Source organism: Paenibacillus glycanilyticus, assembly GCF_030161375.1.
Taxonomy (GTDB): Bacteria; Bacillota; Bacilli; order Paenibacillales; family Paenibacillaceae; genus Pristimantibacillus; species Pristimantibacillus glycanilyticus_B.
In genome coordinates this window covers 236,045-256,352 of record NZ_BSSQ01000015.1, presented here as the reverse complement: position 1 = coordinate 256,352, position 20,308 = coordinate 236,045, and the positions used below count along the sequence as shown (strand labels likewise).

Here is a 20,308-nt window from a genome sequence, read left to right as displayed (position 1 = left end):
GGATCAACCAGAAAGAAATGGTTGATCTCATAATACGATTGGGCAGATTAGCGTAAATGAATTATGCCCCCATTTATTGGAGATATTGAAATCACAAGGATTGGATGGGGGACTGAAAATGAAAGTGATTCAAAGCATTTGCATGGTTGTAGCACTATTAATTTTGACTGCCTTTAATACTTCTATAGTACCGAATTTAAAGGTTGATGATGTTAATTCAATACAGGTAGTTATTGGACCTCATAATAAGGAAGAACTAGGGAAAGAAGAGATTGCAAAGTAGTTAACTGGCTTCATTTATCCAAAGAAACGAAGCTAACAGGTGGATTTGACAAGCGCCCGACGGTGTTGAAAATAATATTGAATGATGGGAGACTACTGGTTGTTACCAAAGCGGTTAGACGGATCCATACTAACAATCCTGATGGGAGTGTATTTTCACGGAGCATCCCCATTCAGGATGAAATACTAATAAATTTCGATTCTAAAAGAATTCAGTTGAAATCGCCAGAGCTGTTCAATTGGTTGACTGAAATCACATCTGTGAAACTACACTGAACTCCCTCGGGAAACGATAGTTGAATAGCCAAACGTAACAAAGCTGCCGGTACACGATCGGCAGTTTTGTTACGTTAACGGGCAGTTTAGTTCCAATATGTGGTAGACTTAAATCGAGGAAGTAAAGGGCGGGATAAAGTAAAGTTGGAGATTTAAAAGTGAAGGAGGTTTTAGAAATCGAAAAAAGATCTGTGAAACATATGAAACTACGTATGCCGTTATTTTTTTTCTCCGTTTATATAATTTATAGTTTCAATGATAAACTTCTATTAAAATGGTTACATAATTCAGGACTTAGGACTTTAATTTATGGTTTACTTCTTTTTGTTGCTTTCTTCATAATCGAAAAGAGCGGAGCAGCAAACAAGAAAGTAAGTTTGCCAATCGGCATATTTGTTATGATTTTAGGCTTTTTACTAATCATAAGTATTACTTTAATTATGGATTAAACAGCAATTTGATAATGTATCGATTGCATTGGAACTAGTATTGCGCTAACGGGGAACTATAGCTCAATAAGAACATTGCAGCAGCCGGTCAATAATGACCGGCTGCTGCTGCTTTTCATGATTTGGAGTACGGGTTGGGCAAATATTCTATAATAGTGCAACATTCAAGATATTTAGGCGTATAACAACTGTTCCAATATTTAAGTAGAGAGGATGAGTTCCATGGACGGGTTTGGTAATGGTCCCAGTTTTTTCGATCTATTCACTGATACTCCAATATTTATCAGATTGTTTTTCGGACTTATTTTTACAATTATAGTTGGTGGTTTTCTCTATGTCATCATTCGCGGCATTGTCACATGGACATCGAATAATTCTGCAGAACTTCTTACTCAATCTGCAGTTATTATAGATAAACGGACTGAGGTTTGGGGAGGTTCTGGTGATTCAAGCGCAAATACTAATTACTATGTCACATTTGAAATAGAGGATCGGTCACGAGTTGAATTACCGGTGAGCGGCAACAAATTCGGACTTCTGATAGTCGGTGACAAAGGTATTCTGTCCTATCAGGGAACAAGGTTCAAAAGCTTTGAACGTGGTTTTTGATAAGGACATCAAGCTGTTTACAAATAGTAAGTCGCTGCCTCCATCACGCTATCGGGAAACGATAGCTTAATTGATACCCACCCAGGACGAGGCTGCCGGCATGAAAGGCAGCCTGTTCAGCTTGCAGGATTGTTTAGAAACATTTAGATATATTAATCAATAAAGGTGGTTGAACACTTATGACTTGGCCTTCAATTCGGGAGTTCCTGCGCATTCCACAAGAACTCACTGGTAAAGATGTGAGTATTGCGATTGTGGATGGGAGATTCCCTAATCATCCTGATATTGCTACAAATGCACGTCGAAAGACATACATTGTAAAGCTTTCAGAGTCAATTCCACAACCTAATTTAATGATTGCCGATGATGGTCCTTGGAATAAAGGGTTGCACGGATTGTCGACGGCAGCTGCAGCCGCTGGCTCGGGACACTTGTCAAAGATGCATTATACTGGAACTGCACCTGATGCAAATCTTTATTTAATTGAAACTGGGAGATTGAATACGGTACATGAGATTGAAAACGCTTATGTTGCTGCATTAAATTGGCTTCTCCAAAACTGGCGTAGCTATCATATTCGTGGGGTTGTATTAACGATTGCATCAACGCGAGATACCGGATTATTACCATGGCAGGCCGATCCGATTCGAGTAAAATGCGAACAACTAGCCCAAGAAGGTGTACTTGTTGTTGTGGCCTCTGGTAACACAATGGAGTTAACATGTAGTGGACCAGCCTCATCACCGTCCGTTTTATCCGTTGGAGGCGTGATTATTCCAGAGAACGGCGTTATCAAGGATACTGAACCATATCACGGTTGCAGAGGCAAAACATTTGAAGGAAAGTGGATACCAGAAATCCTGGCACCAGCTGAAAATGTGGTTCTACCTATGCCATTTCAGTCGTCCGAAGAGAAAAATAATCATTTTACGGCCTCAAATGACAACCTGCCCGAAGATTACGCCCGAACAGAGGGGACTTCATTTGCAGCACCTATAATATTGGGATGTGTGGCATGTATTTGGCAAGTACATCCTGACTGGAGCGCAAATCAAGTGAAGTCTGCAATATTAGGAAGTTCGATTCAAAACGGAAATTGGTCATCTTTAAATGCCGGATTGATTGATGTTGCCGCCGCTATTAGTATGAAACCACCCAACAAAGATTCCCATGTCCAACCATATTCCATATGGAAGGAATGGAAAAGCAAAGACGTTTCCACACATTTAAATGCAATGAATGATTCGAATGAGGGAGTTGTCGTCGCTGCTCTACTATCTCTCCATGATGGTCAGTTGCCTGATGTGATAGAAGCACAATTGATAAGCCTATTGAAGCACCGATCCATGAAGATTCGTACGGCTGTAATTATTGCGTTCTCATCCTATCCAGACAGGATTCCGTACGGAGACTTACTACAATTGCTTCACGATGAGGATAGTTACGTTAGAATGGCGGCACTATTTACTCTGAGTCATCGATCTGAACTGTGGAATGAGAAGCCTTATGAAATGATAAGGTTATTCCAAGATAGCGATCTGAATCTCCAATATTGTGCTGTAACACTTGCATCATTCTTAAAAATCCAAAATTTCATTGAACCACTCATTTCAGGGCTTTATGATGATGCAAAAAATAACCGAGTTTCAATTTTTGGAGCGAGGTGTAACGCTCTTGAAGCGATCACCGGTGTTGCTTTCGATCCAATACCAGAATGGAGGGAAGGGCAGTGCTTCTACTCGGATCTAAGTAGACAAGCCAGACTGCATATTGCTCAAATGTGGAATCAAGCGAATCATGGAGAAAAGGGAAGCAATATTAATTGGTGTTAAACTAACGAGGAACGTTAGTTCAGCCATTTAGGAACAGTTTGTGTATAGATTTGTTTTCGTCCGACAAACCAGTTTGTTTACTTGATCCATTATTTCCTGTATAACCAAAAATGCCTGTGGAATTTTATCCACAGACATTTTTGAATGTAATTAAGGATTTGTTCCTAGTGGTTGCGGTAAATTCTAATATCCGAATACATATTCTGATCCATAGTTTGCATCACCATTAGTAAACATAGCTTTTGCTTGAGTGATAGAATTTGAAAGTTCGGAAGTAGAATTTTTACTGTATTGCAGGTTCGAATAGGATCCATAAGCTGCTGAAGTCAATGATGCAAATACCAATCCAGCATTTGCGTATTGTAATACAATAGCTGTCCATCCTATTGGGCCCGTGCTCCAGCCAGCAACAAGAGTAACAAATGATGCGACTGCTATCCACCAGTTGGCTGCCTCTGCTCTCTTATCTACTTGCATATCTAAAATGATGTACTTCTGATATGAGTTAATATATTTCTTGAAATTAGCTAATCTTGTTGCTTTAGCTGTATTTCCCGAAATACTTCCATGAAGAACAGTATACATGCTATCTTCACCTGCAAAGCCAAGAGATGAGGTTGTAAAATCACCATTCACAATATTATGACGATAATAGTTATCAAAAGCACCGCACATTTCTATTCCATTAGATACTGTTGGGCAATCATCACCTTCTGCCAATGGAGTTACTGCTGCCTCAGCAGCACGCGATGCTTGAATATTCGCGGTTTTTTCTTTAATTTCATTTAGTTGTTTAGTTGTAATACCTGTGACTTCTGTGGATTTTGCTTCAGGCAGTTTAGCCACATTGGAATCAATAAATTGTTTAATCTTTTGTTCTTCTGAAGTATCAAGTATATCAGTTAAAGTTTGTTGATCCTCTTCTTGAATTGTTTCAACCTTCTCCTGACTACCCTCATTCAAAGCATTATTTTTTGTCATGCTACTAATGCTATGTGTTCCTTCACCAGTAGTATAGTCGTTAGTCATCTCTTCATCTTTAACTACAGTATTAATATAATTACCGTTAAGATCATAATAGTCTTCGACCGCAGCAATATCCATCGCTACAGGGTTTCCATTTTCCACTGTAGTTGTCGTTGTAGCACTTACTACCTTAAAGCCAGTTCTGTCATAAAAACCGTCTGCATTAGGAGTGTCCGCGAAAGTTTCTACTGTAAAACTTTCTGTCTTAGTTGTAACGATGGGAGATGATTCTTTTGCTGAAGCAGGTGAAATTACAGAAACACTTAATAAAGCAGTAAGACTTAATACAGTAATGAATTTCTTAGTTGCCATCTTCATGAATACCAAAAACCTCCAAAATAATATTATTTTGCTAGTCACTAGACCAGCTAATTACAGAGTTTATCAAATAATTAGAGGTAAAGTAATAGTTCATAACTATCAAATAACCTCATATAGAGTATACTTTTTTAGGTATGATCACATGTAAAGTTATGTCGAAAAAAGTTCTATCATGTCGAAAAAAATAAATATCAATATAAATTGAGGCTCTCTAAACAGAGTTTCTTCAGTTTTATTAGGGAGTTTCATACTTTTCAATTTCATTTCGAACCATGGACGCAGGCTTTTACAAACTCAATATGCTATACTTCGTAAACGAATGCCAGAATGAAATTCATTATTAGAGAGGAGAAAACTTATGAGCAAATCTAGGGCTATACTATATATAATAGCTAGTGTTGTTTGTATTATTTTACCTATCGTATTCAACTTGTATCACATCTGGGATATTAATCAACCTAAAACAGGGGCAGTAGGTGATGGAAAAACTAACTATCCCAATCTACCTCAATTATTACCAAGTATATTTTCACTTATAATTGGAATAGGCAACTTACCTGTTGCTATCCTTCGTTATAAACAAAGTAAAGATAAAACAAAATGATCGGAATTTAGGATTGCCAGCAATACTTTAAGAAGAGCCCGCGGTATTCGCTTCGAACAAAGGTATTAAGTAGGAAATTCGCAAACGGCAATAAAAACATGGTTAGATTTTCTCATGATGTAAGAAACGTATGCATTCGAGATGGCATCAGAACACTGGAAAGAACGCCAGAATTAAGTATTGTAGAACATTTAAATTAGTTCGTAAGCATTTTGTAGTATGATTGAACAAAAGGGAAACGTTAGTCCAGCCATCCAGGAGCAGTTTACCATATCGGTAACTGCTCCATTTTTATTAAGCTAAAGGGCAGATTAAAGCAACAAAATGATTGTTATGACGTAAAGGTTTATTAAGGAATTAATGCATAATGAATTACGGAGGTGTCCCTAAATGTTCGGATATGTTTTATTGGGTCTCTGCCTAATTGCTTTTGGAATATTTATGATAAAGAAACCGGATGTGATATGGGAAATAAATGCTAGTTGGACTACCCGAGATGGAAGTGAACCGTCAGATTTATACGTACTATACATAAGAATTTTCGGTGGATTATTGATATTTATAGGAGCTTTCTGCTCCCTATTTATAATTTTTTCGTGAGTTGGTTTGTAGGACTCGAAGGGTACGTAAGAATGTATTAAAAAACGATTAAGCTAAAGGGGAACGTTAGTATTAATTTAATTGAAATTTAAACAATCTGATGGAACATGGGTATTAAATTGTACATTAACAGATAAGTATGATTACACTGAATTTGTTTTACCAGGTAATAGTTCATGCAAATATATTGGTAATCCTAAAATTTGGATACCAAATGATGCTGCATATCTTTCTCAAAAAAGCGAGGCAATAGTATCTTACGATTTAACTATTAATTTCACAATAACAATCAAACCATAAATTTTAAGGAGTAAAGCATATGAAGAAAATATTAACGCTAATAACTATTGTTATTCTATTACAAAGTTTGTTGTCTGGATGTACAGATCAAAAATATCCCGTGGGTAAGGATACTGTTGTATTAGTAGGTGACGGAAAATTTCAGATAGGAAAATGGCCAGATTCTTTAAAACTAGCAATGTATAGCGATGATCACGTTACTAACATACTAGAAGAAAATGTAGTTAGCTATAAAAAATAAAGGACATATTATATGTTATTGGTGATGGTGATTCCTTTATAGTAGTGAATGGTAAAACTAATACTTGCACAATATTATCAGCATCAAAACAAGAATTTCCGGGTCTCGATGACCAAGCTGCAATAACCTATTTAAATAGTTATGACAATTTTACAGACGCCGAGAAATAGATATTTGAAAAGTTGAAAGAAAAGTAGAACGTACTTTAAATGACAGTTTTTTGTTTGCTTCATTACTAAGGGGGGCTTTTCATGGATATGGGGAAATATAATGCTCTAAAGACTCACTATTCTTGAAGAAGTGTCTAGTGTTGAAATTGGTTTTATAGTTCCTTTTCTTTACCTACATCTATAGTGTACTGAAGAATTCGCACATCTCGAAATGATTGCCACAATGGTATATAAATTGACAAAAGACGCCACGCCAAGACAACTCATGGAAGCGGGACTTGGAGAAAACTTCGTTAATCACGACAATGGAATGATGTATGTGAATGCATCTGGTGTTCTATGGACGGCAGTCTATATCGGTACCAAGGGTGATCCGATCGCAGACAAGTCCGACTGGGGAACTAAGAAAGTATTCAAGGTTTAAGGATAAGATTTAATATTGAGGAGTAGTCAGAAAGCAGTCGATATCGGCTGCTTTTTTGTTACGCTAACGGGCGGATAGAGGAACAGATGGTAAGGCTGTTCTCGATCAGAAGAACAAATTAATGATATGATGTTGTAAATGGAACAAGCTAGTCGAGCCTATTTTCTATTTTCATGAGGGAGTCGATAAATGGGTATGGGAAGTACGAATCAATGGGATGCGGAATGGGAAGTATCAGAAGAATTGGCCCATAAATTAATAAGCAGTCAGTTTCCGCAGTTAGCTTCACAAAGCGTACAAAAACTAGGATACGGCTGGGATAACACTGTTTTTCTTGTGGGGATCGAATATGTATTTCGCTTTCCAAGAAGAGAAGTTGCAATTAATCGTTTAAGGATGGAAGGAAAGATACTACCAAAGCTTAAAGATTATTGTTCCATTGCATATTCGTTACCTCTATTTTTTGGGGAAGGGGATTATAATTATCCTGCACCTTTCCTAGGCTACCCCTATTTATCAGGAGAGTTTCCAATCGGATTAACTGACAAGCAACGTGCGTTATCAGCAACAACGCTCGCGCAATTTTTAAAAAGCTTACATGCATTCCCTGTGCAAATTGCCCAAGAAAATGGAGTTCAATATGACCATAGAAATTTGATTGATATTGTGATGCGTAAAGAAAAGTTGCATAAATTCATTTCCGACCTTGCCCTTCATTTTAGTAAAGAAGAGTATCGTGAATTATCGAACTATTTGGAACAGCTTGGAACTGAAAAAGTGAAACCCAAAAACGTATTCCTCCATGGAGACCTTCATTTTAAAAATATGTTGGTAGACGAGAATGGAATAGTTTCAGGGATTATCGACTGGGGAGATATCAATATTGGACATCCAGCTTGCGACTTGAATGTCGCGTATAGCTTTTTGCCTCCGGATGCGCGTTCAGACTTTTTCAAAGAATATGGGGATGTCGATGAAGAAACGAAGATATTAGCTCGATTGCTAGCCATATACATTCCCATTTTGATCATGATGCAGGCAATTGATTATAAAGATGAAAAGTTGGTTGCTGAAGCAAAAGCGATCATAAAACGTGCTCTCGCTGATTAAGAAATGTCATTCCTCTAACGGGAGACATTAGTTCAACTTAGGGAGGTTGACATGGGAGACATTCGGTTTGTCAAAGCTCTAATTCATTGGGACAAAGATCCAAGCAAATATCCCTGTAATACCTGGTTACCAGATCTTATCGTGCACTATGGAAGCATAGAGGGTAAACAGTTAACCGGTGAAGCCTGGACCGTACCTGTTAGAATTACAAGTTTAATTGAAGGCACTTGGGATACTTATGCAGATGTACGCTTTCTAGTTGATGATGCACCTTGGCATCTTCTTGTCAGTGGATATATGTTTATATTATGGGCTGGGAAGGAAATTGCTTCTGTTAAAGTCTTATAGTATTCAATAGGAAGTTAAGCTAACGAGGAACTTTAGCTCAACAACACGACAGCAGCCGGAATACAACGTTCGGTTGCTTTTTTGTTAAGTTATATTAAGTAGGATAGTTTCAATCACTTCTAGGATATAAAAATTTGTATCTGGAGAGACGTTATGATAAAGAGTTGGGATGATATATGTTCTGATTATGAACGATTAAATAGCAGTGATAACAAGTTTTTAAGTATTTATAACCTGGTGGTTTCTATCCGAGATTCTAAGTATTCTAACCACATTTACGGATGGACTTCAGTTATTGATTTATATATTGTTCAAAGCAAGGTGAATTATCCTTATAATGGTCCTAAGTTATTAGTGAGACAATTAGAAGGTAATAAATTAGAATTTAGATATATTGATACTTATAAACCAGAAAGTCAATGGAAGAGAGTGTTAGATGGTAGTAAGGGATATGCGAAATTAGAAGAATTCTTTTTTAATTTACATTGGTTTTACTGCGATTTTACTAACTAGACATCATTCGGAGGAACGTTCATTAAGTAGACGTTACAGGTTTAAAAGTTTTTGTAATGGTTAGACTATAAAAATAACTATCGATTGTGTTTAACTGTTATTCATGACTAAACTGTTTAAGTCGGACCGTTTGAAGGTGCTGACAAAGAATATACATTAGATCAACGATAAATTAACCGCCAAGGCATTGTGCCCTGGCGGTTTTACTTATGTAGCGTATTCTCGCCGAGATCTGCCACCATTAAATTAAGGTCACATTATCATCCGTAACATATAGTTCAGTAAACACGTCAATATAGTTTGAGGTGATTGACAATGAGATGGATGAAAAACATGAGACAGATCTCATTTTTGCTTCTTTTTATGATGATCCTAGCAAGCTGTGGTACGACGGACAAAGAAGAAGTGACCCCACGAACTCATGCTGTTGATACTGAACCGGTCTCAGAGAAAGCAGCGGAACCTTGCATGGCTGAAATAGAGTGGGTAGATTTTCTTATAATCAACAACATTAAATATTATCAAAACTACGATGGAACCAAGGCTGTAACAGAGGAACAACTAGGGGACAAGGTAGGCGAAATCAAGTATATGTTAAACGAACATGCCTGTACGGATCATGTGGAGAAGAACGGGGATGCGTCATTTCTACCGATTGGTACCGCGGTTTACGCCCTGAAGGGATACAAATCGGAATTCCGAGTCGTAGCAAATAACAAGATCTATGAAGTAAAAGATAACTCGAAAGCAGCGACTATTGGAGAACTATATGACATCGATGGTAAAGTAGAGAAAATCAGCCTAGAAAGCAGCAAAGATGGCAGTCTAATTGGAGACTTCAGCAAGGAAGCATCCGAAGAATTCGTATACGAACTTTTGAATTTGACGAATGTTGGATTCAACGCGGTTTATGAAAAAACAAAACATGAGGCTGGTATTTTTCTGCGCGTGCACCTACAAGATGGTACATCCTTTCGGATGGTTTACTATCCAAAAGCAAACGGGTTTAATGCAGGCGCCTTCGGATCGGAAAAAATAAGAAAGATAATCATGTCCCAAGAACAAGTTAAAGCAGCTGTGGGATTATAGTGGTGGAGTGAAATAACTTAGACCCGCGGCCGGTTGCTGGGGGAGAAGAACTCAAAATAATTAACTGTATTGAAGTACCGAGGAAAGATAGCTGAATACAAAAAAACAAAAAGTCGGTTATCCTGAGAACAGGAAAACTGACTTTTATTTTGGGGAATGTGCACATAGAATATGCCGGATACCTAACATTTTTAGTGATATAAGTTTCGCATGCTTCGATATATTGATTATCTCTGAGTAAAGATTTGGAATGTAACGCCGAATTTATCCGTTACCATCCCGTAGGCTGGGCTAAAGTGCACTTTTTGCAGAGGCATGATGACATGACCCCCTTGCTGTAAAGCATCGAAAATTCGATTTGATATTCCGATATCGGGAGTTGTGATGCAGATTTGAACGCGATTGCCGCTCTGATTGGGTTTGCCTGGAAAAGTATCCGCAACAAACAGATCGAAATCGCCGATTTTTAATACGGAATGCGCTAAACGATCTTTGGCTTCATTCGGTACGGGTTGTTCCGGGTCTTCCGGCGCCTCTCCGAACGTTTGCGTAAAGACGACTTTTGCGCCTAATGAGATTTCATAAAATTGAATAGCTTCCTTCGCATTTCCGTTGAGCATGATAAAGGGCGTCACTTGAAATGTCATGATTAAACAGCTCCTTCATATTGAAATTTTGCCTACTAGCCACGTTTAGCCGGGCTTGATTTCAATTCTAGATTATAATAGTGACAGGTATTGTCATGGATCATTCATGTTAAAGAAACTTATCAGGCTAAAAAGTTCGATTTTAGATACAATATGACTGCGCTATTGGGAAACATTGGTTGAAATAAAGAATTCTACTATTGAGCAGGGGAGGAAGCTTTCAATGATAAAGAAACCAGTCAGTTTGGATGAATTAGTCGGCGAGATTGAAATTGATTTAGATGATACGTTTACTTATATAGATGTTACGACAGGTGAGGTGATTACGTTAACTAGAGAAGAATTTCAAGCTGCTGAAGATGAACAGCCTCTTGAGGATTTTCCCGAATGGCAAAGAGCCAACATTGAAAGAGCATGTTGCATACTCGAGGATGAACAAGGGAAATTTGCGGACTTCACATTGAGAAACGACTACAACGAATATGAACTCATGGAAGAGTTCATAAGGACTGTGGAAGATGACAACATCAATGAAGCGTTAAGTGCAGCAATTACGGGGAACGGCGCGTTTCGCAGATTTAAAGATCAAACAATAGAATTTGGCATGGATAAGCAATGGTACGCCTACAAGGAAAAAAAGATAAAGGAATTTGTGATTGAATGGTGCGTTGAACATGATATTGAGTTAAAAAAATAAAATACAATCATAATGAAGCTGCCGCGATGGCAGCTTTATTACGTTTATCGGCATAAAAAAATGTTCCTGGAATGTAGAAATCGTTATTCTCTAATCGACATTAATATGTGAAAGATAATCATAAACCCAAAATTCAGTAAAGGAGCAAACAAACATGGTCAGATTCTTAGTCCTATACACAGAGCCAAATGATATTGAGGTATTTGAGAACTACTACCGCGAGGTACACATTCCCTTGGCGAAACAACTTCCGGGTCTCCGTCGTTATTCTATTAGTCGCAATACAGCACCAATTCGAGGGGGCACCACGTATTATCTCGTAGCCGAACTGCAATGGGACAGTATGGCGGACATCAAAAAAGCATTTCAGTCACCGGAAGGAAAAGCATCAGCCGAAGACGCTGCAATTCTTGAAAGGCTCTGTCCAGGCATGCACAGCATGATATATGAACTTGAAGAGATATTTATATGTCCAACGTAAGCTGGGGATTCGCAGGAATAGACCAAAAGTTACGATTGTTTGTCAAAGCTATTTAGGTATCAGGTTACATCTGGGCTACCTCCGGCATACAGTAAATAACTTGCTGGATGAACGGGGGGATATCGTTATGCATTGGTTTACAATTGCAATTATCGGAATTGCTTCAAATATAGATAATTTAGGCATTGGGTTTTCCTTTGGTTCACGTTCAACAAAAGTTCCATTCTTCTCAAACTTAGTTATTGCTCTGCTGTCCATAATTGCGACTTACACGTCTATGTCTGCAGGTTTGTTCGTATCCCATTTGATTTCTTCATCATGGGGGAACATTATTGGAGGCTTTACGATTATTGTGATGGGCGCTATAGGGCTCCGCTCAGTCAAATTCATTACAAAAAGTGAATCGGAGAGTGTACAGAGCGAACATCCAACAAAGCCTGATCTCTTGGCCGCTGCATCGGATAAAGATAAAGACCATAATATATCTTGGTTAGAAGCTATAACTTTAGGATTAGCTTTGTCGGTTAACTGCATTGCAACAGGATTGGGTGCCGGTGCTAGTGGAGTTTCTCCGTTATATACAGCAATTTCTGTTGGATTATTCTCGTTGCTCACCGTTGATATCGGTATTAGGTTCGGCAATAAGCTATCAAGAACATGGTTTGGAAAGTATTCGGACGTATTCGGCTGTTTGCTTTTAATTTTAATTGGTCTATATGAAGTTATTCACTAATTTATTAAGCAATGCGGTAGTCTAAAACTGGCTAACCTCATATAAGCTCAGAGTGTCGAGAAAGTCCATTGGGCTTTTTCGGCATTTTTTTTATTTGGTGGTTCACGTCTCGTCGAGGAGACTGCCTTCGGATGATGGGCTGGGTGCCCAAGCAATATCCGAAAGTAAATGTGACAAGCAGCCGTCAGTCTATCATGTCGGTGCCCAAATCCGTCCTTCAATAGATTAATAAACCATGCCGGCAAGCAATTACAACAACAGCTCAAATCACTGACTCCTGCACAAGTCGTATGGCTGAATAATTAGTTATCGTCCAACATTTATAATCTTTCTCACCCAGGTTGGTTCACATGTCGCCGCTCGTACAAGGCAGTCCGCGCAATCTGAGTAAGAGAGCGGCTGGAACATAGCGACGCGGGCTGAAGGGCCTGCCGTATACTTCGAAGAGGGAGTCGCGTCACTAAGTCCGGCCGGTCTTACAATAACCCAACTCAAGCTGCTCTTTTGCACCGCATGCTCGGCGATAGCCTTGTCCTTGATCGCCTTCGAGAAGATACGCCGGTTAACGCTTATTAACCAACGATTGATTAGGGTAAGCTCCTTCCCGTCACTTAGACCAAGGCCGCTTTGCATGACTAAGTGTTTAACGCCAGCACGCTGACAGGCACAAATGATATTCGGGATTCCCTCTGACATGACAGTACCCGGCGAGAAGTTTGCCTTCATGATACTCAGTATCCCTGTCGATATACCGGAACCTTTTGAGTTTTTTGAAGTTGGACCTATACAAGTAATTACGACATCTGTCCCGGCAATGGCTTGGACGATACTATTTACATCGAATACATCGCCCTGTCGGACGGTAAGTTGCTCTAAGGGAGGGATAGCTTCCGGACGACGAACCACGGCTATCACTTCATGTCCTAATTCAAGCGCACGCTCCAATACCTTCTTCCCCGTTGCTCCTGTTGCTCCAATAACTGCGATTTTCATTGAGGTGTCTCTCCTTTTAATGCTATTCATTAACTGAATTCGTTTACATGCGATAAAATGCACATTAGTGTATTAAGAATCAACTATGTATAATTGTAGACAAAACAATAAAGTCTACAATTATTAAAAAGGCAGGTTTCGTGCATTAATTCACAAATCCAAGTTGTATGTGTATATATTAGTTGCTAAGAAGGTGTTTTCAATTGAAAGATCGAAGAATACGCAAATCACAAGAAGCTATAAAAGCGGCTGTAATCGAACTGATGATGGATAAAAGTTTTGATCAAATTACGATTCAGGATATATCCGACAGGGCGGATGTTAGCCGAAGAACCGTCTATCTTCACTACATGGACAAGTTTGATCTTGTGGATAAGCTCATTGAAGAACATATAAATAGATTACGGGAACTATGCGATATAGCGGGACACGATGCCGAATATACGGATATGGGATTGTTATGGTTTGAGTATTTAGAGAAGCACCATTTGTTTTTCTCCGCAATGCTGGCGAGTAGAGGAAATTCATTTTTCCGAAATAGATTCCTTGATTTTTTTCTCCAAGAGCTGAAGAACATGGTTAAAGGGAAAGAGATACACGAACGGAGCATAACAGGATTAACTGAGGATGATGATGTTGAAACTCAATTTGTAGGAGCGGCTATCGTTGGGGTAGTGGAATGGTGGTTTAAGAATGGAAAGCCTCACCCGCCTTCCCTGATGGCTCAACGAATGGGGACGTTGCTCGAACGTAATCTTAAAGCTGATACTCCTAAAGCTTGAAGGAGCCCGAGCTTCACCCATCTCCAAAACCTGTGGAAGGAGTTTCAGACATTTATAATCGGGATTGGCAGAGGATGACGAATTCATCGGAGAATACTTTGCTTTGTCTCAGGTAATTCAAGAAAGCCCATGACTTTGTTTGTGAATCAATCGTTCGCTCAAAGACAGCTCATACAAGATTGAGCTGTCTTTCTGTCTTTAAAGCATTAAGTATTGTACTTCTAAGCTTTATTGAACGATCCGATTGCGGATCGCGAAGACGACGGCTTGCGTCCTGTCCTCGACGCCAAGCTTCTGCAAAATGCGATGGACATGCGTCTTGACCGTGCTTTCCCCGATATATAGTTTGGCGGCGATCTCCTCGTTGCGCAGTCCGTAAGCCATTTGCTGAAGCACCTCATGTTCCCGTTCTGTGAACGATTCGCCCATTGAATGGCTGAGATCGTTATCCGCTGCATTCGCTCTTGCCGAGCGTACCACCCGAGACATCGCTTTGGAGGCGATGGCCGTGCGGAAGATCGCTTCCCCGCGGTAGGCTGCCCGAATGGCTTCAATCAGTTCTTCCGGTGTAGTGTCCTTTAGCAAATATCCGATCGCGCCGGAACGGATGCCTTGGAAGACATAATCTTCTGTGTCGAATGTCGTAAGAATAATAATCTTGCAGTCGGGCCAAGCGGCCATAATATCGCGGGTCGCTTCAATCCCGTTGTATTCAGGCATCTGAACGTCCATCAGAAAGACATGCGGGCGGGCGGAAACAGCCAATGCAACGGCCTCGCGTCCATTGGAAGCTTCTCCAACGACTTCCATGTCTAGTTGGGCATTGATCATAAATTTGAATCCATGCCTTACCAGCAGCTGGTCATCCACAATGGCTACCCGAATCGTATCAACGCTCAATCTTTTCACCTTCCTGTAAGGAATTAATAAGCGGTAACTGAATTGTAATTCGCAAGCCGTTAGGCTGTTGTTTACGAAGTTCGAACGAGCCTCCGATCCTTTCGCATCTAGCCTTCATGTTCAAAATTCCGAACCCGGGCTGCGGAGGGGAATCGCTCAGAAATGGACCATCATCGACAACTGTCATCACGAGTTCCTCTTCGGATTCGGTGATCGAGACCTCAACTACCGAGGCGTGGGCGTGTCGAATAATATTGGTCAGTGCCTCTTGCAAAATGCGATACAACGCTTCGGCTATCTCCGGATGCCACTGTGTGATTGTGCCTTCCGTGGAAAATCGAATCTGGAGCCGGGTTTGTTCTTTGACTGTCTGAATAAGGCTCTTCAAGCCAATCAATCCGAGGCCCGCATCGTCTCGTCCCATCTGATGCACTACGCTGCGAACCTCCGTGAGGCAATTGCGTGCAACGTCCAAGACGGCGGCCAATGTTTGGTCGGCTTCTGCTTCATTTGCTTTGATCATATAAGGCAGAGCCTGCAATTGTACGATAACGGAGGTAAGTCCGTGCCCAATCGTGTCGTGAATGTCCCGCGCGATCCGCGTTCTCTCCTCCAGAACTGCGAAACGCAGAGAACGTACGGTAGCTTCCTCTAGCTCTCGATGCATTTGTTGGAGATCTTGATGGGCTGACTCTAACTGAGCATGCACCTGGCTAAGTTCGCGAAAATAACGCCGCTCTGCTTGGTTGGATTTCGATCGCTCTCGGATGGATATGATTAGAATATACGTCACTGCGTGAACGAGAGAATAAGTATAGATCTCATTCGGAGCAAGCTGACCGGAGAACTGCCAAAAAGCCGCGTTAGCAGCCATTACGGCGGCGGCCAGACCGGTGCGCAGAAATCCCGAGAATCGCACCGAGATATGACCGATAAGGAAGTACCCAAGGAAGAAGATCAGGTAACTCTCGTCGAGTGTGAAGGAAGATAGGGCCGTTGCCGCCCATAACAATACTAGAATGGCGACATGTCTTCGTGTTGGCTGGAACCAGCGCGGAGGCATCCAGAGAAATACCAGATAGCTAATATGTAGAAACAGCGCCACCAAGGGAATGGAGACGCGTTCCATGAACTGATATAGCGACGCCAGCAAAAGGAGACTTAAGATTATGAGTCTAAACGGACGCCTTGTAATCTTAATCTTTTCCACAAACCGCTGGCTGAATCTCATAAAGGATGCTATCATGCTCACTACCTCAATCGAACTAAATGGATTTAATTGCCAACTTTTAATTGTTTGTACCTAGTATAGTTTAAAAAGCGCCGCCCGCAAACACTTCCTACGGAAATAAACAGCAATGCATTGCTCGCGGTGATCATGTGCTGATCATGCCCTCCGAAATGATCGATGGCGAGACGCAGGAGAACGATGGCTGCAAGTATCGCAATTCCGCTGATTGGACTTTGGGAAGTGACCGTTCCCGTGGCGGCATTCCAACGAACTTTGTCCAGTTGCCCTCTCCAGATACCTACTCCCAGCCCGATGACGATACTGACTGCATACAGAAAGATGTGAATGGGATTTATGCTTTCGGTCTGATTAATATTCTGCAATACCATCATTGCGTATAAAGCAGGTACGATCCAAAGGGTGGCCGGCCGGATGTTTTTCTCCCGGGCCAGTCTGAAGCAGATAACAACCATAATCAGAAGGTAAATCCCATTACTCAATATCATTGCAATTCTCCGTTCCTTGGTTTATTTGGTTACCTTCATTATGAGCCGAGATTGAATTCCCGTCGTCCATCCGGGGTTTGAATTGCGGTTTCCCGTATCCACCTGCAGGTGGATGCGACTTGCCTATTGATTACTCGACCCGTTGACAAATGATGGAATTTGGCATACAATTTAATTAAATGAATGGTTCATTCAATTAATTAGGAGGCGTTATTGATGAGCGAATCTCTAGAAGCGATCATTCCAAACACAAGAGGAAAATACGCCGTGATTACCGGTGCAACGAGCGGAATTGGATTGGCGGCCGCGCAAGAGCTGGCTGTAAGAGGGGCAAATTTGGGTATCGTTGCGCGAAATGCGTCTAAAGCGAACGAGGTGGCGGATAGGCTCAGGGCTTCCACTGGCAATCGAATCACAGTAGATGTTTTCATCGCGGATATGTCGTCCCAGCGGTCCATTCGCCAAGCGGCAAACGAAATTTTAGAAAAATGCCAAAAAATTGATATTCTAATCAATAACGCAGGTGCCATGTTTGTTAATCATAAGCTGACGGAGGACGGACTCGAGATGACCATGGCGGTCAATCATTTCGCGCCATTCTTGTTGACAACGCTTCTACTCGAAAGACTCATGGAAAGTGAACATGCCCGTGTCATTACGACGTCGTCCCATGGCCATAAGATGGCCATGAAAGGTATCGATTTCGACGACTTGAGCGGCAAGCGCTTTTTTGGGTTTCTGGGGAAGCTCAAGGGCGGTCCTAATTTTCGATACGGGGAGACAAAGCTGGCGAACATCTTGTTTACCGCAGAGCTGGCGCAGCGTTTGAAAGGCACGAATGTGTCCGCGTATTGCTTTGATCCCGGGCTTGTCGCTACGAATTTCAATCGGGACAACGGATGGATGGCCCGGATGACGACGGCAGCCATGATGAGATTCGCCCGAACACCAGAAAAGGGTGCGGAGACCCTTATATGGCTGGCGGACACCGATGAGAAGAATTTGGAAAGCGGGCGTTATTATGCCGATAAGCAAGTTGGGACATTGTCAGCACAAGCGAGGAACACCGAGGCAGCAAAAAAACTTTGGGAAGTGAGCGAAAGTCACATACATGCATCGAAGGAGAGATGACTATGCCTAGAATAATCCGATCTGAACAAGCGATAGATGAACGTAAAGATCAGATCAAAAGAGCTGCACTAAAAGTTTTCGCAGAGAAAGGGCTCGCTGGAACGAAGATGAGCATGATCGCTGAGGAAGCAGGAATAAGCCAAGGTTTATCGTATAAGTATTTTGAATCTAAAGATGAAATCTTCGCTCTTCTTGTGGAAGAGGCGATTGAGGAATCCCATAACGCCATCAGGGAAATTGGGCAATTACCAGGTTCACCGCTTGATCAATTAAGGACATTCACGCTTCGGCTGCTGGACGAGAACCACAAGCATGATTTTCTGCTCGTTCAACAAGCGCAAAAAACAGAAGGTGTTCCACACCGGGCAAAGGAAGCAATAAAAAGGTATTCACCTCAGCTTACAATTGAGTTGATGATTCCGATCATCGTTCGGGGGCAGCAGGAAGGACAATTCGCAGAGGGGGATCCCTACAAGAGATTACTTCTGTTTCTTTCGGTAGTGACTGGTCTTATGCTTCAAGATACGGCGGCGCTTGGGTTCGACTGGACGCAGGAGATCGACCAACTGCTCCGCATTCTGACGAAATAAGTGATCTATCCATCGTACACAAGGAGGATTTTCGTGGATAACAATCGGAGTCATTCGTTCGAAATTTCAATGACGCGTGTATTCAATGCCCCTCGCGAATTGGTATTTAAAGCATGGACAGAGATCGATCATTTCGCGAAATGGTGGGGACCACAAGGAGTCGCCCTCGAAATCGTTAAAATGGATGCTCAATCAGGTGGCGGGTTTCTAGGTATTCAGACGTCTCCTGACGGAAATCAGGTTATGTGGACTAAATTTGTATATCAAGAGGTTGTCGAACCAGAGAGAGTGACTTATATTCGATCCTTTTCCGATGAGCAAGGCAATACTGTCCGGTCGCCTTTTACCATGAGCTGGCCACTTGAAATTATGAATTCCATATCGTTAGAAGATGACGAAGGTAACACGGTATTAAAACTGAAAGGTTACCCCGTGAACGCTTTAGCTGAGGAGCAGGAAACCTACAAAGTTGCGGCCACAAGGCTTCAACAAGATCTTGAGAGTACTTTCGATAGACTTGCAAACTATCTTGCACTCCTGATTTAATAGGAGTGGCAGTGGCAATTCGTATAGTTCAATGGATTGTTAAACATTCCAAGTGGAGGCGAATACGTATGGCGATAACTAATTGGGCGAATAAAATTACCGAAATCACATTATTTGTGGAAGATTTGCATCGGTCTAAAACTTTTTATCAAGAAACATTCAAACTTGCGATTATATATGAAGATCACAACTGCGCGGTGATTAATTATGGCAATACAAACATCAATCTGTTAAATCAATCGAATGCCCAAGAGTTGATTGAGCCGGCACAGGTTGGTTACAAAGGAGAAGGCGTGCGGTTTCAGTTCACAATTCAGGTGCCGGATGTTGACCAGGTATGCGAAGAATTGGAAGTACGAGGCGTTAAGTTATTGAATGGACCAATAACGCGCTCCTGGGGGAGGCGAACGGCTTGCTTCGCCGACCCGGACGGGCACGTGTGGGAGATTGCACAGCTGCTGTAATAATCAAAAACAACTTCCTTTATTCAGGAAGTTGTTTTTGATTTTGTGTATCTTTTTCAACTTGTTCGCTAGCAGCCATATTCTTTTTCTCGGATGGATCGTCTTCCATGATGCCCTGAACACCGGATTTGAATTCCCGAACTGTTCGTCCGAAAGCTCGTCCCAGTTCGGGGAGCTTCTTAGGGCCAAATAGCAATAACGCTACAATTATAAGTAATATAAGACCGGGCATTCCGATATCAGCCATAATTGGATCCTCCTTCAGAATTAACTCATTACCATAGTAACATAGGCAGGAAAAAACAAGAAGTTACAATGCTATGTCCAAGCTGAAAGAGTATCGGGTTACATCTGGGCTACCTCAGGCATACACTAAAGGTTAGTGAAACACTCAGATCTATTAGTTGCACTTA

At 41.2% G+C, this 20,308-nt stretch carries 25 protein-coding genes and 1 pseudogene; 19 read left to right on the top strand and 7 right to left on the bottom strand.

What is annotated here, in order from left to right; translation table 11 throughout:
* Window positions 1-118 precede the first annotated feature (118 nt).
* From QQK89_RS20075 to QQK89_RS20065, 3 genes are all read left to right on the top strand, one after another.
* Window positions 119-283 (top strand): hypothetical protein, encoded by a 165-nt coding sequence (locus QQK89_RS20075; protein WP_284240449.1) that lies wholly within the window; start codon window positions 119-121, stop codon window positions 281-283.
* Between the two features lie 946 nt (window positions 284-1,229).
* A complete protein-coding gene (locus QQK89_RS20070; RefSeq protein WP_284240448.1) occupies window positions 1,230-1,616 on the top strand; it encodes a DUF2500 domain-containing protein in 387 nt (128 codons plus the stop codon).
* 179 nt (window positions 1,617-1,795) lie between these two features.
* Window positions 1,796-3,448 (top strand): S8 family serine peptidase, encoded by a 1,653-nt coding sequence (locus tag QQK89_RS20065; RefSeq protein WP_284240447.1) that lies wholly within the window; start codon window positions 1,796-1,798, stop codon window positions 3,446-3,448.
* A 183-nt stretch (window positions 3,449-3,631) separates the two neighbouring features.
* Here the strand turns inward: QQK89_RS20065 and QQK89_RS20060 are convergent, their stop codons facing one another.
* The gene (locus tag QQK89_RS20060; protein ID WP_284240446.1) at window positions 3,632-4,792 is read right to left on the bottom strand and encodes a hypothetical protein; all 1,161 of its coding nucleotides are present in this window, start codon (window positions 4,790-4,792) and stop codon (window positions 3,632-3,634) included.
* Between the two features lie 361 nt (window positions 4,793-5,153).
* Between QQK89_RS20060 and QQK89_RS20055 the strand changes: the two genes are divergently transcribed.
* The 8 genes and pseudogenes from QQK89_RS20055 (at window position 5,154) to QQK89_RS20025 (ending at window position 10,194) form a co-directional block, all read left to right on the top strand.
* A complete protein-coding gene (locus QQK89_RS20055; protein WP_284240445.1) occupies window positions 5,154-5,399 on the top strand; it encodes a hypothetical protein in 246 nt (81 codons plus the stop codon).
* 390 nt (window positions 5,400-5,789) lie between these two features.
* On the top strand, window positions 5,790-5,999 hold the full coding sequence (locus QQK89_RS29660; protein WP_349816735.1) for a DUF6199 family natural product biosynthesis protein: 210 nt from the start codon (window positions 5,790-5,792) through the stop codon (window positions 5,997-5,999).
* A gap of 319 nt (window positions 6,000-6,318) precedes the next feature.
* Complete coding sequence (locus QQK89_RS20050; protein WP_284240444.1) at window positions 6,319-6,540, top strand: hypothetical protein; 222 nt, start codon at window positions 6,319-6,321, stop codon at window positions 6,538-6,540.
* Between the two features lie 357 nt (window positions 6,541-6,897).
* Window positions 6,898-7,095: pseudogene (locus QQK89_RS20045) on the top strand (manganese catalase family protein); the annotation flags it as partial.
* Between the two features lie 234 nt (window positions 7,096-7,329).
* Window positions 7,330-8,244, top strand: a complete 915-nt coding sequence (locus tag QQK89_RS20040) for a phosphotransferase (protein ID WP_284240443.1) — start codon at window positions 7,330-7,332, stop codon at window positions 8,242-8,244.
* Between the two features lie 51 nt (window positions 8,245-8,295).
* The gene (locus tag QQK89_RS20035; RefSeq protein WP_284240442.1) at window positions 8,296-8,592 is read left to right on the top strand and encodes a hypothetical protein; all 297 of its coding nucleotides are present in this window, start codon (window positions 8,296-8,298) and stop codon (window positions 8,590-8,592) included.
* 153 nt (window positions 8,593-8,745) lie between these two features.
* Window positions 8,746-9,105: a hypothetical protein gene (locus QQK89_RS20030; RefSeq protein ID WP_284240441.1), complete on the top strand. Its 360-nt coding sequence runs from the start codon at window positions 8,746-8,748 to the stop codon at window positions 9,103-9,105.
* A 315-nt stretch (window positions 9,106-9,420) separates the two neighbouring features.
* On the top strand, window positions 9,421-10,194 hold the full coding sequence (locus tag QQK89_RS20025; protein ID WP_284240440.1) for a hypothetical protein: 774 nt from the start codon (window positions 9,421-9,423) through the stop codon (window positions 10,192-10,194).
* A 227-nt stretch (window positions 10,195-10,421) separates the two neighbouring features.
* Here QQK89_RS20025 and QQK89_RS20020 read toward each other — a convergent pair whose 3' ends face one another.
* A complete protein-coding gene (locus QQK89_RS20020) occupies window positions 10,422-10,841 on the bottom strand; it encodes a VOC family protein (RefSeq protein WP_284240438.1) in 420 nt (139 codons plus the stop codon).
* Between the two features lie 223 nt (window positions 10,842-11,064).
* Here QQK89_RS20020 and QQK89_RS20015 point away from each other — a divergent pair, with 223 nt between their 5' ends.
* The 3 genes from QQK89_RS20015 (at window position 11,065) to QQK89_RS20005 (ending at window position 12,752) form a co-directional block, all read left to right on the top strand.
* Window positions 11,065-11,538, top strand: a complete 474-nt coding sequence (locus QQK89_RS20015) for a UPF0158 family protein (RefSeq protein WP_284240437.1) — start codon at window positions 11,065-11,067, stop codon at window positions 11,536-11,538.
* A 154-nt stretch (window positions 11,539-11,692) separates the two neighbouring features.
* Window positions 11,693-12,019 (top strand): EthD family reductase, encoded by a 327-nt coding sequence (locus tag QQK89_RS20010; RefSeq protein ID WP_284240436.1) that lies wholly within the window; start codon window positions 11,693-11,695, stop codon window positions 12,017-12,019.
* A gap of 127 nt (window positions 12,020-12,146) precedes the next feature.
* The gene (locus QQK89_RS20005) at window positions 12,147-12,752 is read left to right on the top strand and encodes a manganese efflux pump (protein ID WP_284240435.1); all 606 of its coding nucleotides are present in this window, start codon (window positions 12,147-12,149) and stop codon (window positions 12,750-12,752) included.
* 306 nt (window positions 12,753-13,058) lie between these two features.
* Here QQK89_RS20005 and QQK89_RS20000 read toward each other — a convergent pair whose 3' ends face one another.
* The gene (locus QQK89_RS20000) at window positions 13,059-13,745 is read right to left on the bottom strand and encodes an NAD(P)-dependent oxidoreductase (protein ID WP_284240434.1); all 687 of its coding nucleotides are present in this window, start codon (window positions 13,743-13,745) and stop codon (window positions 13,059-13,061) included.
* Window positions 13,746-14,008: 263 nt separating this feature from the next.
* Between QQK89_RS20000 and QQK89_RS19995 the strand changes: the two genes are divergently transcribed.
* A complete protein-coding gene (locus tag QQK89_RS19995; RefSeq protein ID WP_284240455.1) occupies window positions 14,009-14,527 on the top strand; it encodes a TetR/AcrR family transcriptional regulator in 519 nt (172 codons plus the stop codon).
* A gap of 228 nt (window positions 14,528-14,755) precedes the next feature.
* Here the strand turns inward: QQK89_RS19995 and QQK89_RS19990 are convergent, their stop codons facing one another.
* The 3 genes from QQK89_RS19990 to QQK89_RS19980 all read right to left on the bottom strand — a co-directional run bounded on the left by QQK89_RS19990 (window position 14,756) and on the right by QQK89_RS19980 (window position 17,164).
* Entirely contained in the window at window positions 14,756-15,427 is a 672-nt protein-coding gene (locus QQK89_RS19990) for a response regulator (protein ID WP_284240433.1), read from the bottom strand.
* Window positions 15,417-16,490, bottom strand: a complete 1,074-nt coding sequence (locus QQK89_RS19985) for a sensor histidine kinase (RefSeq protein WP_284240432.1) — start codon at window positions 16,488-16,490, stop codon at window positions 15,417-15,419. The genes QQK89_RS19990 and QQK89_RS19985 overlap by 11 nt, the downstream gene beginning before the upstream one ends.
* Before the next feature lie 212 nt (window positions 16,491-16,702).
* Window positions 16,703-17,164, bottom strand: a complete 462-nt coding sequence (locus QQK89_RS19980) for a hypothetical protein (protein WP_284240431.1) — start codon at window positions 17,162-17,164, stop codon at window positions 16,703-16,705.
* 216 nt (window positions 17,165-17,380) lie between these two features.
* Between QQK89_RS19980 and QQK89_RS19975 the strand changes: the two genes are divergently transcribed.
* The 4 genes from QQK89_RS19975 to QQK89_RS19960 all read left to right on the top strand — a co-directional run bounded on the left by QQK89_RS19975 (window position 17,381) and on the right by QQK89_RS19960 (window position 19,895).
* On the top strand, window positions 17,381-18,295 hold the full coding sequence (locus QQK89_RS19975; RefSeq protein WP_284240430.1) for an SDR family oxidoreductase: 915 nt from the start codon (window positions 17,381-17,383) through the stop codon (window positions 18,293-18,295).
* A 2-nt stretch (window positions 18,296-18,297) separates the two neighbouring features.
* Window positions 18,298-18,885, top strand: a complete 588-nt coding sequence (locus tag QQK89_RS19970; RefSeq protein ID WP_284240429.1) for a TetR/AcrR family transcriptional regulator — start codon at window positions 18,298-18,300, stop codon at window positions 18,883-18,885.
* Window positions 18,886-18,918: 33 nt separating this feature from the next.
* Window positions 18,919-19,431 (top strand): SRPBCC domain-containing protein, encoded by a 513-nt coding sequence (locus QQK89_RS19965; RefSeq protein ID WP_284240428.1) that lies wholly within the window; start codon window positions 18,919-18,921, stop codon window positions 19,429-19,431.
* Between the two features lie 68 nt (window positions 19,432-19,499).
* A complete protein-coding gene (locus QQK89_RS19960; RefSeq protein ID WP_284240427.1) occupies window positions 19,500-19,895 on the top strand; it encodes a VOC family protein in 396 nt (131 codons plus the stop codon).
* A gap of 19 nt (window positions 19,896-19,914) precedes the next feature.
* On the opposite strand, the gene tatA is transcribed toward QQK89_RS19960, so the two are convergent.
* On the bottom strand, window positions 19,915-20,142 hold the full coding sequence (gene tatA / locus QQK89_RS19955) for a twin-arginine translocase TatA/TatE family subunit (RefSeq protein WP_284240426.1): 228 nt from the start codon (window positions 20,140-20,142) through the stop codon (window positions 19,915-19,917).
* Between the last annotated feature and the right edge of the window lie 166 nt (window positions 20,143-20,308).

What these genes read in the sequence shown, in the direction of transcription:
- QQK89_RS19985 (WP_284240432.1), bottom strand. Translation starts at nt 16,490, where the DNA reads ATGCCTCCGCGCTGGTTCCAGCCAACACGAAGACATGTCGCCATTCTA.
- QQK89_RS20065 (WP_284240447.1), top strand. Translation starts at nt 1,796, where the DNA reads ATGACTTGGCCTTCAATTCGGGAGTTCCTGCGCATTCCACAAGAACTC.
- QQK89_RS20010 (WP_284240436.1), top strand. Translation starts at nt 11,693, where the DNA reads ATGGTCAGATTCTTAGTCCTATACACAGAGCCAAATGATATTGAGGTA.
- QQK89_RS19970 (WP_284240429.1), top strand. Translation starts at nt 18,298, where the DNA reads ATGCCTAGAATAATCCGATCTGAACAAGCGATAGATGAACGTAAAGAT.
- QQK89_RS20020 (WP_284240438.1), bottom strand. Translation starts at nt 10,841, where the DNA reads ATGACATTTCAAGTGACGCCCTTTATCATGCTCAACGGAAATGCGAAG.
- QQK89_RS20025 (WP_284240440.1), top strand. Translation starts at nt 9,421, where the DNA reads ATGAGATGGATGAAAAACATGAGACAGATCTCATTTTTGCTTCTTTTT.
- QQK89_RS20050 (WP_284240444.1), top strand. Translation starts at nt 6,319, where the DNA reads ATGAAGAAAATATTAACGCTAATAACTATTGTTATTCTATTACAAAGT.
- QQK89_RS20070 (WP_284240448.1), top strand. Translation starts at nt 1,230, where the DNA reads ATGGACGGGTTTGGTAATGGTCCCAGTTTTTTCGATCTATTCACTGAT.
- QQK89_RS20015 (WP_284240437.1), top strand. Translation starts at nt 11,065, where the DNA reads ATGATAAAGAAACCAGTCAGTTTGGATGAATTAGTCGGCGAGATTGAA.
- QQK89_RS20005 (WP_284240435.1), top strand. Translation starts at nt 12,147, where the DNA reads ATGCATTGGTTTACAATTGCAATTATCGGAATTGCTTCAAATATAGAT.
- QQK89_RS20000 (WP_284240434.1), bottom strand. Translation starts at nt 13,745, where the DNA reads ATGAAAATCGCAGTTATTGGAGCAACAGGAGCAACGGGGAAGAAGGTA.
- QQK89_RS29660 (WP_349816735.1), top strand. Translation starts at nt 5,790, where the DNA reads ATGTTCGGATATGTTTTATTGGGTCTCTGCCTAATTGCTTTTGGAATA.
- QQK89_RS20060 (WP_284240446.1), bottom strand. Translation starts at nt 4,792, where the DNA reads ATGAAGATGGCAACTAAGAAATTCATTACTGTATTAAGTCTTACTGCT.
- QQK89_RS20075 (WP_284240449.1), top strand. Translation starts at nt 119, where the DNA reads ATGAAAGTGATTCAAAGCATTTGCATGGTTGTAGCACTATTAATTTTG.
- QQK89_RS20030 (WP_284240441.1), top strand. Translation starts at nt 8,746, where the DNA reads ATGATAAAGAGTTGGGATGATATATGTTCTGATTATGAACGATTAAAT.
- QQK89_RS20035 (WP_284240442.1), top strand. Translation starts at nt 8,296, where the DNA reads ATGGGAGACATTCGGTTTGTCAAAGCTCTAATTCATTGGGACAAAGAT.
- QQK89_RS20055 (WP_284240445.1), top strand. Translation starts at nt 5,154, where the DNA reads ATGAGCAAATCTAGGGCTATACTATATATAATAGCTAGTGTTGTTTGT.
- QQK89_RS19975 (WP_284240430.1), top strand. Translation starts at nt 17,381, where the DNA reads ATGAGCGAATCTCTAGAAGCGATCATTCCAAACACAAGAGGAAAATAC.
- QQK89_RS19995 (WP_284240455.1), top strand. Translation starts at nt 14,009, where the DNA reads ATGATGGATAAAAGTTTTGATCAAATTACGATTCAGGATATATCCGAC.
- QQK89_RS19980 (WP_284240431.1), bottom strand. Translation starts at nt 17,164, where the DNA reads ATGATATTGAGTAATGGGATTTACCTTCTGATTATGGTTGTTATCTGC.
- QQK89_RS20040 (WP_284240443.1), top strand. Translation starts at nt 7,330, where the DNA reads ATGGGAAGTACGAATCAATGGGATGCGGAATGGGAAGTATCAGAAGAA.
- QQK89_RS19960 (WP_284240427.1), top strand. Translation starts at nt 19,500, where the DNA reads ATGGCGATAACTAATTGGGCGAATAAAATTACCGAAATCACATTATTT.
- tatA (WP_284240426.1), bottom strand. Translation starts at nt 20,142, where the DNA reads ATGGCTGATATCGGAATGCCCGGTCTTATATTACTTATAATTGTAGCG.